The 14,090-nt window shown below is 68.4% G+C and carries 9 protein-coding genes; 6 read left to right on the forward strand and 3 right to left on the reverse strand.

Features of this window, described 5'->3' with window-relative positions:
* The first annotated feature begins 34 nt into the window (after positions 1-34).
* The 5 genes from AB3X07_RS03365 to AB3X07_RS03385 all read left to right on the forward strand — a co-directional run bounded on the left by AB3X07_RS03365 (position 35) and on the right by AB3X07_RS03385 (position 12,276).
* Positions 35-2,416 carry a GH92 family glycosyl hydrolase gene (locus AB3X07_RS03365; RefSeq protein WP_369942742.1) on the forward strand — a complete coding sequence of 794 codons (2,382 nt, stop codon included), beginning with the start codon at positions 35-37 and terminating at the stop codon, positions 2,414-2,416.
* A 702-nt stretch (positions 2,417-3,118) separates the two neighbouring features.
* Positions 3,119-6,247: a maltotransferase domain-containing protein gene (locus AB3X07_RS03370; protein ID WP_369942744.1), complete on the forward strand. Its 3,129-nt coding sequence runs from the start codon at positions 3,119-3,121 to the stop codon at positions 6,245-6,247.
* Complete coding sequence (gene treS / locus AB3X07_RS03375) at positions 6,244-9,603, forward strand: maltose alpha-D-glucosyltransferase (RefSeq protein WP_369942746.1); 3,360 nt, start codon at positions 6,244-6,246, stop codon at positions 9,601-9,603. The genes AB3X07_RS03370 and treS overlap by 4 nt, the downstream gene beginning before the upstream one ends.
* Positions 9,600-11,786 carry a 1,4-alpha-glucan branching protein GlgB gene (gene glgB / locus AB3X07_RS03380; RefSeq protein ID WP_369942748.1) on the forward strand — a complete coding sequence of 729 codons (2,187 nt, stop codon included), beginning with the start codon at positions 9,600-9,602 and terminating at the stop codon, positions 11,784-11,786. The genes treS and glgB overlap by 4 nt, the downstream gene beginning before the upstream one ends.
* A 124-nt stretch (positions 11,787-11,910) precedes the next feature.
* Positions 11,911-12,276 (forward strand): hypothetical protein, encoded by a 366-nt coding sequence (locus AB3X07_RS03385; RefSeq protein ID WP_369942750.1) that lies wholly within the window; start codon positions 11,911-11,913, stop codon positions 12,274-12,276.
* A gap of 419 nt (positions 12,277-12,695) precedes the next feature.
* Here the strand turns inward: AB3X07_RS03385 and AB3X07_RS03390 are convergent, their stop codons facing one another.
* Entirely contained in the window at positions 12,696-12,929 is a 234-nt protein-coding gene (locus AB3X07_RS03390; RefSeq protein WP_369942752.1) for a helix-turn-helix transcriptional regulator, read from the reverse strand.
* Positions 12,930-13,031: 102 nt separating this feature from the next.
* Here AB3X07_RS03390 and AB3X07_RS03395 point away from each other — a divergent pair, with 102 nt between their 5' ends.
* A complete protein-coding gene (locus AB3X07_RS03395; RefSeq protein WP_369942754.1) occupies positions 13,032-13,163 on the forward strand; it encodes a hypothetical protein in 132 nt (43 codons plus the stop codon).
* A 165-nt stretch (positions 13,164-13,328) separates the two neighbouring features.
* Here AB3X07_RS03395 and AB3X07_RS03400 read toward each other — a convergent pair whose 3' ends face one another.
* Both AB3X07_RS03400 and AB3X07_RS03405 read right to left on the reverse strand, forming a co-directional pair.
* On the reverse strand, positions 13,329-13,517 hold the full coding sequence (locus tag AB3X07_RS03400) for a type II toxin-antitoxin system HicA family toxin (protein ID WP_369942756.1): 189 nt from the start codon (positions 13,515-13,517) through the stop codon (positions 13,329-13,331).
* Positions 13,514-13,942 (reverse strand): DUF1902 domain-containing protein, encoded by a 429-nt coding sequence (locus AB3X07_RS03405; protein ID WP_369942757.1) that lies wholly within the window; start codon positions 13,940-13,942, stop codon positions 13,514-13,516. The genes AB3X07_RS03400 and AB3X07_RS03405 overlap by 4 nt, the downstream gene beginning before the upstream one ends.
* Positions 13,943-14,090 lie beyond the last annotated feature (148 nt).

Consider the following 14,090-nt stretch of genomic DNA (forward strand, 5'->3'; position numbering starts at 1 on the left):
TCCGTTTGGACCGATTCGATCCGGGGAGGATGCCATGCGTAGCACCTTGATCAGGCGCGCGGCCGCCGCGCTGCTGCTGACCGCGCTGTGGCCGGCCACGCAGGCGGCCAGCCAGGCCGCCGCCAGTGCGGGCGAGCGCGCGGTCGCCGCGGTGGATCCGTTCATCGGGACCGGCGGCGAGGGCCACACCTATCCCGGCGCCACGGTACCGTTCGGCATGGTCCAGCTGAGCCCGGACACGCGTATCCAGCCGCGCAAGGACGCCTATGGCTGGGCCGCCGGTTACCGCTACGACGACCGTAGCCTGGTCGGCTTCTCGCACACGCATTTCTCCGGCACCGGCCATTCCGACCTGGGCGACGTGCTGCTGATGCCGATCAGCGGCGCGGTGCGTCTGGAACGCGGCGACCCGGACAAACCGGGCAGCGGCTACAGCTCGCGCTTCCGCCACGACGACGAGCGCGCCGAGCCCGGCTACTACGCGGTGACCCTGGACGATTACAAGGTGCGCGCCGAACTCACCGCCAGCGCGCGCGCCGGCGTGCATCGCTACACCTTTCCCAAGGGCCAGCCGGCGCACGTGCTGCTGGACCTGCGCACCAGCATGTACGACTACCCCGGCAAGATCAGTTGGTCGCGGTTGCGCGTGCGCGCCGACGGCACCGTCACCGGCTTCCGCGAGACGCGCGGCTGGGCGCCTGGCCGGCAGTTGTACTTCGCCCTGCGCTTCTCGCAGCCGCTGCGCGGCCATGCCCTGCACAACACCGAACAGGACATCCCGTACAAGGGCTTTCCGCCGCCGGGCGACAAGGACCCCACGCAGCGCGCGCAGATCGAAGGCCGCCAGCTGGTGGCCAGCTTCGACTTCGGCCAGGCCACGCGCGAGCCGCTGCTGGTGAAGGTGTCGATCTCGCCGGTCAACGAGGACAGCGCCATCGCCAACCTCGATGCCGAGGTGCCGGGCTGGGACTTCGACGGCGTGCGCCGCGCCGCCCGCGCGCAGTGGGCGCAGGCGCTGGGTGCGGTGGACGTGGTCGCGTCGCCGCAGCAGCGCACCCAGTTCTACACCGCGCTGTACCACAGCCTGCTCGGTCCCACGCTGTTCATGGACAGCGACGGCCGCTACCGCGGGCCGGACAACGCGGTGCACCAGGCGCAGGGCTACACCAATTACTCGACGTTCTCGCTGTGGGACACCTACCGCGCGCTGCATCCGTTGCTGACCCTGGTGCAGCCGCCGCAACGCACCAACGACATCGTCAACTCGCTGCTCGCGCATCGCCGCGACAGCCCCTACGGCGTGCTGCCGGTATGGTCGTTCCAGGGCCTGGAGACCTGGTGCATGATCGGCTACCACGCTGTGCCGGTGATCGCCGATGCCTATATGAAGGGCATCCGTGGCTACGACACCAACGCCGCGCTCGACGCCATGGTGGCCAGCGCAAACTACGGCCCCTACGACGGCATCGCCCAGTACCGCGAACTGGGCTACGTGCCGATCGACGAGGAAGGCGAGGCGGCGTCCAAGACCCTGGAATACGCCTTCGACGACTGGACCATCGCGCGCATGGCGCAGGCGATGGGCCGCAACAAGGTGGCCGGCGCATTCGAAAAGCGCGCCGGCAACTGGCGCCACGCCTTCGACGCCGAGACCGGCTTCATGCGCGCGCGCAAGCGCGACGGCAGCTTCCGCACCCCGTTCGATCCGGACGCCAGCGGCTACGGCAGCGACTACACCGAAGGCAACGCCTGGCAATACTCCTGGTACGTGCCGCAGGACGTGGCCGGCCTGGCCCGCGCGCATGGCGGCGAGGACAAGCTGCTGGCGCGGCTGGACCAGGTGTTCGACGCCAAGGTCGATCCCAAGGTGTTCGAGCACATGGAGGACATCACCGGATTGATCGGCTGGTACGCGCATGGCAACGAGCCCAGCCATCACGTCGCGTATCTGTATGCCTACGCCGGGCAGCCGTGGCGCACCCAGGCGCGGTTGGCGCAGATCATGCGCAGCCAGTACGCCGCGCGTCCGGACGGCCTGGCCGGCAACGACGACCTGGGGCAGATGTCGGCCTGGTACGTGTTCACCGCGCTGGGCTTCTATCCGGTGGCGCCGGCCAGCAACCAGTACATCATCGGCCGCCCGTTCCTGCCGCGCGCCACCCTGGCGCTGCCCAACGGCAAGCGCTTCACGGTGATCGCCGACGGCCTGGACGACGCGCATCCCTACATCGGCGGCGTCACCCTCAACGGGCGCCCGCTGAACCGCGCGTTCCTGCGCCACGAGGAGATCATGGCCGGCGGCGAGTTGCGCTTCACCCTGCAGGCCGAGCCGAACACGGCCTGGGCCGCGGGCGAGGGCGTGGAACGGCCCTATTCGATGAGCGCAGGCGTGGAGGCTGCGCAACGGAGGGAGTAGTGCATTCGGTCGGGTGGGTTCGTGGGCGGCACAAGCGCGGGGCTCGCCGCACTCACGCTTGCCGGCCCCGCCCCGGTTTTTCCGCGGCATGCACTGTCCGTTGGCTTCGGCGTCGCGGCGCTTGACTCGCAGCGGCGCGTATTGACGCGGAGGCAAAGTGCGGCGGAGGCGCGCCATCGCGATTGCCCATCTTCTGTGTGCAGTCGCTGGACTGCTGGACAGCGTCCGCCGCGGTACGGCTGCCCAGGATTTGGACGATACGTTTTCTCGCGTCCGTTAGCCTTTTCACGAGGCACGCCTGTAGCACTGCCGCAGCGCGACACGTCCAGATCCCGCTCCACTGCGATACGTGAAAATGCCGTGACGTTAACGCGACGACGCCGTTGCGCGTCGCCGCGTGGGTGCAGCGCAACGCCCCGGATGGCGGTGTTTTGCGCCGCGTCCGTGTCGTGGCGCCGGAGCCGTACGCCAGTGTCAGCGTTTGCGGCTGCTTAATGGCATGAACACATTTCATTGGCATGCCCTGTGGTCTCGTTGCGCCGTCGCATCGCTTCGAGCGGCATCGGCACCGAATCCGATCGTGGATGCGGCACAGCGTGCGGATGCGTTCCGTCTCCGTCCTGCGACGGCCGATCCGGCTGCCGATGACGCGTCGTGGCGGTCCGGATCGTGCACTCCCCATTACGCGAACGGGATCTTCGAATGCATGTCTGCCTGCTGTCCCCATCGACCCCCCAAGACGCGGATGCGCTCGACGCCGCCATGGCCGCGGCGCACGCCAACGGCTGCGACCACGTGGTGCTGCCCAGCCCGTTCGCGCAGGATCCGCAAGGCCGGCTGACCGATCCGGCGGCCGACGATGCGGCCGGCGACGCGCGGCTGCAGCAGTGGCTGGCGCTGGCGCAGAAGCACGGTTTGAAGCTGCTGGTGGATCTGCGCATCGACGAAATCGGCGGCGGCAGCCGCTTGCTGCAGGAACATCCGCACTGGTTCCGCGCACGCACCTCGGCGCTGCCCGATCCGCGCGCGCAACGCGGCGCGCCGGAAATCGCGCAGGGCCGCTTCGCCTACGCCGAGGAAGGCGCCGGGCTTGCGCAGTGGTGGAGCGAACGCCTGCGCGACTGGTTGCGCGGCGGGCTGGCCGGTTTTCGCGTGCTGCAGCCGCAACGCGTGCCGGCATCGCTATGGCGCGGCCTGATCGCCGGCGTGCATGCGCACCTGCCCTCGACCACCTTCCTGGCCTGGACCCCGGGCCTGGGCCTGGAGGCGCTGCGTGGACTGCGCGGCGCCGGCTTCGACGCGGCGTTTTCCTCGCTGGCCTGGTGGGACGGCCGTGGCGATTGGTTCTTCGACGAGGACGTGGCGTTGCGCGGCCTGGCGCGCCGCGTCGTCGCCACCATCGATCCGGAGACCGCGACCGAGGCGCCGCTGCCGCGCACGCAACGCGCGCGGCTGGCTGCCGCGTTCGGCGACGCTTCGGCGATCGCCGGTTCAGCCGCGCTGGCGGCGCCGGCCGACGATGCCGTGGCGCCGCCTTTCCTGGCGCCGCCCGAGGCCATGGCCGAGTTGCGCCTGCGCCCGCTGCTGCGCGACGGCGCCCTGACCGCCGTCGCGGTCGAGCCGCGTGGCGCCGCGCCTTGGCTGGTCTTGCTCAACAGCGACCGCGACCACCTGCTGCCGGTGCCCGGCGCGGCGTTGCTGCGCCTGCTCGGCGACAGCGAAGCCCTTGTCAGCGACCAGGGCGAGCCGATCCAGGGCGACCAGGGCGGCACCCTGGAAGCGGGCGAGGTGCGCGTCTACCGCAGCGTGCCGGCGCGGCCGGTGCTGGCGTCGGCGCGCGCACGCACGCCGGCCGATGTCGCCGCCGGCGCGGCGCGCGTCTGCATCGAAGCGGTGACGCCGTCGGTCGACGACGGCCGCTTCCCGGTCAAGCGCACCGTCGGCGATCGCATCTGCGTGGAGGCCGACGCCTTCTGCGATGGCCACGACCGCATCGCGGTGGCGCTGCTGTGGCGCGCCGCCGACGCGCGCAGCTGGTCCAGCGCGCCGATGCGCGCGCTGGGCAACGACCGCTGGCGCGGCGAATTCCCGCTGGAGCGGCTGGGCCGCTACGAGTTCCGCGTCGAGGCCTGGCGCGACCTTTTCGCCACGACCCACGCCGACCTGGAAAAGAAGCGCGCCGCCGGCACCCTGCTGCCGGTGGACGTGCAGGAAGCGCTGGCCCAGGTCGAGGCCGCGCGCGCGCGCAGCCGCGGCGCACTGGCGGCGCGGCTGAAGGCCATCGTGGCGCGCGCCACCCGTGCCGACGATCCCGCCGCCCGCGCCGAGATCCTGCTGGAGCCGGGCACCGCCGAGGCGATGGCGCGTGCCGACGACAAGCCGTTCCGCACCGAATACCCGATGACCTTCCGGGTCGAGGCCGAGCGCCGCGGCGCGCACTTCTCCAGTTGGTACGAACTGTTCCCGCGCTCGCAGAGCGGCGACCCCGCCCGCCACGGCACCTTCGACGACGTCGTCGCCCGGCTGCCGCACATCCGCGCGATGGGCTTCGACGTGCTGTACATGCCGCCGATCCATCCCATCGGCGAGAAGAACCGCAAGGGCCGCAATAACTCGGTGACCGCGCAACCTGGCGAACCCGGCAGCCCGTACGCGATCGGCTCGGCCGAAGGCGGACACACTGAGGTGCACGCCGAACTCGGCGGACTGGAAGGCTTCCGCCGGCTGCGCGCCGCCGCCGCCGAGCAGGGCCTGGAACTGGCGCTGGACTTCGCCATCCAGTGCGCGCCGGACCATCCCTGGCTGCGCGAGCATCCGGACTGGTTCACCTGGCGCGCCGACGGCTCGATCCCGTACGCGGAGAATCCGCCGAAGAAATACCAGGACATCGTCAACGTCGATTTCTACGCCAGCGGCGCGGTGCCGGAGCTGTGGAATGCGTTGCGCGATGCGGTGCTGTTCTGGGTCAACGAGGGCGTCCACCTGTTCCGCGTCGACAACCCGCACACCAAGCCGTTCCCGTTCTGGGAATGGTTGATCGCCGAGGTGCGCGGCCGCCATCCGCAGGTGGTGTTCCTGTCCGAAGCCTTCACCCGGCCCAAGCCGATGTACCGGCTGGCCAAGGTCGGCTTCTCGCAGTCCTACACCTATTTCACCTGGCGCCAGCACAAGGCCGAACTGCAGGCCTACATCGAGGAACTCAACAGCGGCATTCCGCGCGAATGCTTCCGCCCGCATTTCTTCGTCAACACGCCGGACATCAACCCGGTGTTCCTGCAGCGCAGCGGCCGCGCCGGCCACCTGATCCGCGCCGCGCTCGCCACCACGCTGTCCGGCCTGTGGGGCATGTACCAGGGTTTCGAACTGTGCGAAGCCACGCCCCTGGCGCCGGGCAAGGAGGAATACCTGGACTCGGAGAAGTACCAGCTGCGCGCCTGGCCCGAGCGCGCGCCCGGCGACATCGTCGACGAGATCACCCGCCTCAACCTGCTGCGCCGCCAGCATCCGGAACTGCAGTCGCACCTGGGCACGCGCTTCTACGTGGCGCACAACGACCAGGTGCTGTACTTCGGCAAGTTCCTCGACGAGGCGCACCTGGCGCGCAGCCGCAGCCTGGTGCTGGTGGCGGTCAGCCTGGATCCGCATGCCGCGCAGGAGGCGCAGATCGAAGTGCCGCTGTGGGAACTGGGCCTGCCCGATCACGCCAGCGTCGCCGCGCAGGACCTGTGGGACGGCCATGCCTTCGCCTGGCACGGCAAGCAACAGACCATTCGCCTCGATCCGTCGCGGCCGTTTTCCCTGTGGCGCATCCGCGCCGGAGCCAGTGCATGAACCTCGAAGTCGCAGTGTCCGCCGACAGCCAGGCGCGCCCGCTCGTGCGCGATGCGCTCTGGTACAAGGACGCGATCATCTACCAGGTGCACGTCAAGTCGTTCTTCGACTCCAACGACGATGGCATCGGCGATTTCCCCGGCCTGATCTCCAAGCTCGACTACATCGCCGACCTGGGCGTGGACACGATCTGGCTGCTGCCGTTCTATCCCAGCCCGCGCCGCGATGACGGCTACGACATCGCCGAGTACATGGCGGTGCACCCGGACTACGGCAGCATCGGCGACTTCGAGCGTTTCGTCGCCGAAGCGCACGCGCGCGGCATTCGCATCGTCACCGAGCTGGTCATCAACCACACCTCCGACCAGCACCCCTGGTTCCAGCGCGCACGCAACGCGCCGGCCGGCTCGCCGGAGCGCGACTTCTACGTGTGGTCCGACAGCGACCAGGACTACGCCGGCACCCGCATCATCTTCTGCGACACCGAGAACTCCAACTGGACCTGGGACCCGGTCGCCGGCCAATACTTCTGGCACCGCTTCTACTCGCACCAGCCGGATCTGAACTTCGACAACCCCGCGGTCATGGAGGCGGTGCTGGAGGTGATGCGCTTCTGGCTGAACCTGGGCGTGGACGGGCTGCGCCTGGACGCGGTGCCGTACCTGATCGAGCGCGAGGGCACCTCCAACGAGAACCTGCCGGAGACCCACGCCATCCTGCGCCGCATCCGCGCCACGCTGGATGCCGAATATCCCGACCGCATGCTGCTGGCCGAGGCCAACATGTGGCCGGAAGACACCCAGCAGTACTTCGGCGAGAACGCCGACGAATGCCACATGGCGTTCCACTTCCCGCTGATGCCGCGCATGTACATGGCCATCGCGCGCGAAGACCGTTTCCCGATCACCGACATCATGCGCCAGACCCCGGCGATCCCGGAGAGCTGCCAGTGGGCGATCTTCCTGCGCAACCACGACGAGTTGACCCTGGAGATGGTCACCGATTCGGAGCGCGACTACCTGTGGCAGACCTACGCCGCCGACCGCCGCGCGCGCATCAACCTCGGCATCCGCCGGCGCCTGGCGCCGCTGCTGGAACGCGACCGTCGCCGCATCGAACTGATGACCTCGCTGCTGCTGACCATGCCGGGCACGCCGGTGCTGTATTACGGCGACGAGATCGGCATGGGCGACAACATCCATCTCGGCGACCGCGACGGCGTGCGCACCCCGATGCAGTGGTCGATCGACCGCAACGGCGGCTTTTCGCGCGCCGATCCGGCGGCGCTGGTGCTGCCGCCGATCATGGATCCGCTGTACGGCTTCCAGGCGGTCAACGTCGAGGCGCAGCAGCGCGATCAGCATTCGCTGCTGACCTGGACCCGGCGCATCCTGTCCGTGCGCAAGCGCTATCGCGCCTTCGGCCGCGGCCAGTTGCGGTTCCTGTATCCGGGCAACCGCCGCCTGCTCGCCTACCTGCGCTGCCACGAGGACGAGACCGTGCTGTGCGTGGCCAACCTCTCGCATACGCTGCAGGCGGTGGAGCTGGACCTGTCCGAATTCGAGGGCAGGGTGCCGGTGGACATCATCGGCGGCGGCAGCTTCCCGCCGATCGGGCGCCTGACCTACCTGCTCACCGTCCCCGCGTTCGGTTTCTACGCGTTCCAGTTGGTCGGCAACGCCACCCTGCCGGACTGGCACGTGCCCGCACCGATGCCCATGCCGGATTACCAGACCCTGGTGCTGCGCGGCCAGGTCGATGCCGACGCGTTGCTGCCGCACCTGCCCACCCTGGAGCGCGACATCCTGCCGACCTGGCTGGCCACGCGGCGCTGGTTCGCGGCCAAGGACCGCGCGTTGCGCGGCGTGCGCATCGCCCGGCGCACGCCCTTGCCCGGTCCGGATGGCCTGACCCTGCTGGAGATCGAGGCGGAACTGGAGCAGGGCGAGCACGAGCGCTACATCCTGCCGCTGGGCATCGTCTGGGATCGCGAGCAACCCAGCGTGCTGGCCGAGCAACTGGCGCTGGCGCGGGTGCGGCACGGCCGCGAAGTCGGCTACCTCACCGACGGCTTCGCGCTGAAGTCGCTGACCCGCACCATGCTCGCCGCGCTGCGCGACGGCAGCGTGCTGTCGATCGACGGCGAGAGCCATGCCGGCGCCGATGCCGCGCCCGAGCGCATCCGCTTCTGCGCCACGCCGGCGCTGGCCGCGGTGGACATCGCCGAGGACGCCGAAATCCGCTGGCTGTCGGCCGAGCAGAGCAACAGCTCGCTGATCGTCGGCGACAAGGCGGTGTTCAAGCTGCTGCGCCGCGTCGCCGCCGGCATCAACCCGGAAATCGAGATCGGCGAACGCCTGACCGCCATCGGCTACGCCAACGCCGCGCCGTTGCTCGGCCACGTCACCCGCATCGATGCGCTGGGCGCGGAAACCACGCTGGCCTTGCTGCAGGGCTTCGTGCGCAACCAGGGCGATGCCTGGCGCTGGACCCTCGACCACCTGGCACGCGGCGCCGAGGAGTACGCCGCGGCGCAGGACGACGCCGCGCGCGAGGAAAGCGTCTCCGGCTACGACGCCTTCGCCGCCGTGGTCGGCCGGCGCCTGGCCGAACTGCACGACGTGCTGGCCCGTCCCACCGACGCGCCCGCGTTCGCGCCGCAGCCGGTGGATGCGGCCGCGGCGCAGCACGTGGTCGCCGGCGTGCAGCACGAAGTGCAGGCGATGTGGGACACCCTGGCCGCGCACCGCGACGTCGGCGACGACGCCAGCGAACGCGCCGCCATCGACGCGCTGCTGGCCCAGCGCCCGCGCCTGGACGCCTGGTTGCAGCAGGCGCCGGCCCTGCTCAACGACGCGCTGCTGACCCGCGTGCACGGCGATTTCCATCTCGGCCAGATCCTGGTCGCGTTCGACGACGTGGTGCTGATCGATTTCGAAGGCGAGCCGGCCAAGTCGCTGGACGAGCGCCGCGCCAAGGCCAGCCCCTTGCACGACGTCGCCGGCTTCCTGCGCTCGCTGGATTACGCCAGCGAAGTCTCCGCGCGCGGCGAAGAGGGCACCGCCGCGCGCGTCGGCGTCGGCCTGGACAGCGCGCTGGACGCCTTCCTGTCCGCGTTCCGCAGCCGCGCCAGCGCCACCTTCCTGGCCGCCTACCGCCAGGTGCTCGACGCCAGCCCGCACCCGTGGGTGGCGCCGGCTGCCTTCGAGGCCACCACCTTGCTGTTCCTGATCGAAAAGGCCTGCTATGAAATTCGCTACGAGGCCGCCAACCGCCCCGCCTGGATCATGGTGCCCATACAGGGACTGTTACGCATACTCGAGCGCTTTCCCGCGCCCCAGGAGTCGATTCGATGAGTGATGCCGTCCACGTCTGGGACGACGCGACGCTGCGCGCCCTCGCCACTGCGCGCCACGGCGACCCGTTCGCCGTGCTCGGCGCGCACCGCATCGGCGACGCCCGCGTGCTGCGCAGCTACCTGCCCGGCGCCGACGCGGTGGTGGCGGTGCTCGACGATGGCCGCGAGGTGCCGTTGCAGGAAGGCCCGAATCCCGGCTTCTTCGCCGCGCCGTTGCCGGACGACGGCCGCTACCGGCTACGCATCCGCTGGCCTGGTGGCGAGCAGGAGACCGAGGACGCCTACGCCTTCGGCCCGCAACTCAGCGATTTCGACCTGCACCTGATCGCCGAAGGCCACCACCTGCACCTGGCCGACGCGCTGGGCGCCAACGTGGTCGAGGTGGACGGCGTGCGCGGCACCCGCTTCGCGGTGTGGGCACCCAACGCCTCGCGCGTGGCGGTGATCGGCGACTTCAACAGCTGGGACGCGCGCCGCCACCCGATGCGCCTGCGCCACCAGGCCGGCGTGTGGGAGCTGTTCATGCCCGGCGTCGGCCCCGGCGAACACTACAAATACGCCCTGCGCGGCCCGCGCGGCGAAGACCTGCCGGCCAAGGCCGACCCGGTCGCGCGGCAGGCGGAACTGGCGCCGGGTACCGCGTCCATCGTCCCCGATCCCGCGCCGTTCCAGTGGCGCGACGACGCCTGGATGGCGACGCGCGCGCGCCGCCATGGCCCACAGGCGCCGATCAGCGTGTACGAAGTGCACGCCGGCTCGTGGATGCACGGCGACGACGGCAGCATGCTCGACTGGGACGGCCTGGCCGAGCGCCTGATTCCCTACGTCGCCGACATGGGCTTCACCCATATCGAACTGATGCCGGTCACCGAACACCCGTTCGGCGGCTCCTGGGGCTACCAGCCGCTGGGCCTGTTCGCGCCCACCGCGCGCTTCGGCACGCCCGAGGGCTTCGCCCGCTTCGTCGACCGCTGCCACCGCGAGGACATCGGCGTCATCGTCGACTGGGTACCCGCGCATTTCCCCACCGACGCCCACGGCCTGGCCCATTTCGACGGCACCTCGCTGTACGAACACGCCGACCCGCGCGAAGGTTTCCACCGCGACTGGAACACCCTCATCTACAACCACGGCCGACGCGAAGTCTCCGGCTTCCTGATCGCCAGCGCCCTGGAATTCCTGCAGCGCTACCACGTCGACGGCCTGCGCGTGGACGCCGTCGCCTCCATGCTCTACCGCGACTACAGCCGCAACGCCGGCGAGTGGGTGCCCAACATCCACGGCGGCCGCGAGAACTACGAGACCATCGCCTTCCTGCGCCGTCTCAACCAGGTCGTCGCCGAACACGCCCCGGGCGCCATCACCATCGCCGAGGAATCCACCGCCTGGCCCGGCGTCACGGCGGATCTGGCGCATGGCGGCCTGGGCTTCAACTACAAGTGGAACATGGGCTGGATGCACGACAGCCTGCACTACATCCAGCTCGACCCGATCTACCGCCGCTACCACCACGGCGAGATGACCTTCAGCATGGTCTACGCGTATTCCGAGCGTTTCATGCTGCCCATCTCCCACGACGAAGTGGTGCATGGCAAGCGCTCCCTGCTCGGGCGCATGCCCGGCGACGACTGGCAGCGCTTCGCCAACCTGCGCGCCTACCTCGGCTTCATGTACACCCACCCGGGGCGCAAGCTGCTGTTCATGGGCTGCGAAATCGCCCAGCCCACCGAGTGGAACCACGACGCCGCGCTGCCCTGGCACCTGCTCGACCAGCCCAACCACCGCGGCATCCAGCGCCTGGTGCGCGACCTCAACCGCCTCTACGCCGACCACCCCGCACTGCACGCCCTCGACGACGACCCCGACGGCTTCGCCTGGGTCATCGGCGACGACGCCGGCAACAGCCTGTTCGCCTACTTGCGCAAAGCCCAGGGCAGCGACACTCCATTGTTGGTGGTGGCCAACCTCACCCCGCAGGTGCACCACGGCTACCGCATCGGTGTTCCCCGCGGCGGCCGCTGGCGCGAACTGCTGAACTCCGACGCGGAGATCTACGGTGGTAGCAACACCGGCAATGGCGGCAGCGTGCGCAGCGAGAACGTCGGGGCGCATGGGCATCCGGCGTCGCTGGCGTTGACCGTGCCGCCGCTGGCGGTGTTGGTGCTGGGGTTGGAGGATTAGAGGCGCAGTTGATCGGTTGCACTAAGGCCGAGAGCCGACGCGTGCGCGGCCATGGTGGCGCACGCGCTATCCTCGTGCGCGTCTCGCACCACTCGGCCGGGCAGGGGATGCAAGGGAAAGGCGCATGGATGACATCCTGAAGTCGCTGCGGGCGGACGTCGATAACCAGCAAAGCGACGACGGCTACTTTTCGCTGGGCTTCCTGATCGAACAAGAACGTCCCGGGCTGCCGTACAACATCGGGCTCTGCCGGGACGAGATCGAGGATCCCGGGTGCCTCTACATCGAGGCCGACGACCAGATCCATGGGTTCACGACCAGGCGGGCGAGATTCGCGTTCAACGGAAACGTACTCGCCATCGAACTGCTGGATGACCATGTGTTCCACTGGAGCGGAAGCAAGGTCGTGAGGATCATTGTGCCGGAGGGGCAGGCGCAGGAAGTCGCTGCTTGCGTCGCGAGCATGTTCTCTGGCATTGGGGGCCAGTAGCGGCGTTCGCTGTTTGTGGCTGGCGGAAGGTTGTGGCCCCTGCTGATGGGTGTCAGCACGGCCCGCTGCCGTTTTCACGCGTGGGGGTACGCTGCGTGGAGCCCCGACGCTCCCGTCCCGGGAAGACAGCGCGCCACGTCGAACTGTAAACTCCACGTTGCTTCGGCGCCTCTACCGGCGAGTACGCCAGAGGCGCCAAGCCGGCGGCCGACGCATCGCCCGCCCGCTCCGGACGCATCCGGGCCTATAGCTCAACGGTTAGAGCAGAGGACTCATAATCCGGTTCGGCTGAGTTTCCGCCAGCTGTCGATTCGCTCAAAATGCCTTGAAAAGCGTCTGTTTTCGCGGATATGGGTGCGCGTTCGCTTTCCAGTTTCCGCGGTGAAACTCCGGGAATTTCCGGCATCTCTACACCGGAACTACACGCTGCTTTCTCGCTCTGCGATGCGTGCTGCCATCCAGTCCTCGACCTCCGATTCAACCCAGGCCGACAGTGTTCCGCCCAGCGGCACCGGCTTGGGGAAGCTGCCGACTCGGATTCGATCGTACAGGGTCGACTTCGGCAGGCCTGTGCGCGCCAGCACCTCACGAATGCGCAGGAAGCGCAGCGGGTGCCGTCCGGATGCAAGGCCAGAGTTGGGTTCGCTGTTCATTGGATGAGGCGTCGATCTGCTGAGCCGCTGACAGCATAATGCTGTCCGATCTTGTCACCCTCGCTACGTACGATCGGTCACCGCCAATTCGAGGTGCTCGAGATGCTGCTGATGACGGTGATCGCGTGGAGATTTAAGTACTTCGCCGAGGGATCGGCGCCAACTGAACTGACCGTTCGTCGCTGGCTGCAATCCGGCTCTCTCCCCGGCATGAAGATCGGCGGCACCTGGTAAGTGGACGAGCATGCCTGGCTTGCCGGAGGCAACGAATTGGTGCTGCGTGTTCTGAGGAATTGCTGAGCGTTTGCGCGCCAGCGTAGCTAGGCAAGCTGCGGCCCGCGTTGAAGCAGTCCAACGAGCAGCAGGCAAAGAAAACCCCGCCGAAGCGGGGTATCGGTATCAGAACCGGTGGCTGATGCCAGCCTCTTTCATGATGCTGTTGGCGGTGTGCCTCGACTTGCAGACGTGGTTCACGCTGACGCAGTGCTTGCCATTGGTCCAGATGTCGTGAGAGCCCTTGCCATGCCGCAGAAACTGCCAACCGTTCTTGCGCAGGATTTCCTTAACCTGCTTCTCGTACCCATTCATGCATGGGCGATCCGATCCCGATATCGGATTGAAGCCACGGCGCGCGGGCCGATGTCAGAAGGCTTGCAGACCAGTTCGGGTATCAGATCGCGCGCTTCTGCCATCACGCCATCGAGCGTCTCAGCTTCGACTACCAGGCCGCGCACGTCCGGACTCGTGCCGATGAAAACGCCGGCTTCTTCATCGCGAACGACTTCAACGAGGATCGTGGTTGTGATGCCGAGCTTGGCAATTATGTGGCCCAACGGCCAACCGTAGCGATAGTACATGCTCACTCCGACTCTCCTTGCCATGGTGGTGAAAAGAAAGCCGCCCTTCCAAGGGCGGCCGCTGGACGTACTTGCAGCGGCGCCGCTTTCGATCACTTCGACAAAAAGTGTAACCCCCTTTCGATGAAACAAACAGCATTTAGCGTTGACAATCATGATGAATGGTGCGTTGCGTAGACGGACGGTTCATCCGGCCCGGTTACCTGTGCTTTGACATCTACATAGCGGCCGAGTTCCATGTTTCTTGAAACATCAAGGGGTTGCGACCCGGGCTAAGGCTTGGAGGTTTGGCGGGGGATCGGCT

The organism is Xanthomonas sp. DAR 35659, from assembly GCF_041242975.1.
GTDB classification, from domain to species: domain Bacteria; phylum Pseudomonadota; class Gammaproteobacteria; order Xanthomonadales; family Xanthomonadaceae; genus Xanthomonas_A; species Xanthomonas_A medicagonis.

Bases quoted from the DNA above. Each gene is read 5' to 3' on its own strand.
- AB3X07_RS03390 (WP_369942752.1), bottom strand. From the start codon at position 12,929: ATGAACAGCGAACCCAACTCTGGCCTTGCATCCGGACGGCACCCGCTG.
- AB3X07_RS03395 (WP_369942754.1), top strand. From the start codon at position 13,032: ATGCTGCTGATGACGGTGATCGCGTGGAGATTTAAGTACTTCGCCGAG.
- AB3X07_RS03365 (WP_369942742.1), top strand. From the start codon at position 35: ATGCGTAGCACCTTGATCAGGCGCGCGGCCGCCGCGCTGCTGCTGACC.
- AB3X07_RS03370 (WP_369942744.1), top strand. From the start codon at position 3,119: ATGCATGTCTGCCTGCTGTCCCCATCGACCCCCCAAGACGCGGATGCG.
- AB3X07_RS03400 (WP_369942756.1), bottom strand. From the start codon at position 13,517: ATGAATGGGTACGAGAAGCAGGTTAAGGAAATCCTGCGCAAGAACGGT.
- glgB (WP_369942748.1), top strand. From the start codon at position 9,600: ATGAGTGATGCCGTCCACGTCTGGGACGACGCGACGCTGCGCGCCCTC.
- AB3X07_RS03385 (WP_369942750.1), top strand. From the start codon at position 11,911: ATGGATGACATCCTGAAGTCGCTGCGGGCGGACGTCGATAACCAGCAA.
- AB3X07_RS03405 (WP_369942757.1), bottom strand. From the start codon at position 13,942: ATGATTGTCAACGCTAAATGCTGTTTGTTTCATCGAAAGGGGGTTACA.
- treS (WP_369942746.1), top strand. From the start codon at position 6,244: ATGAACCTCGAAGTCGCAGTGTCCGCCGACAGCCAGGCGCGCCCGCTC.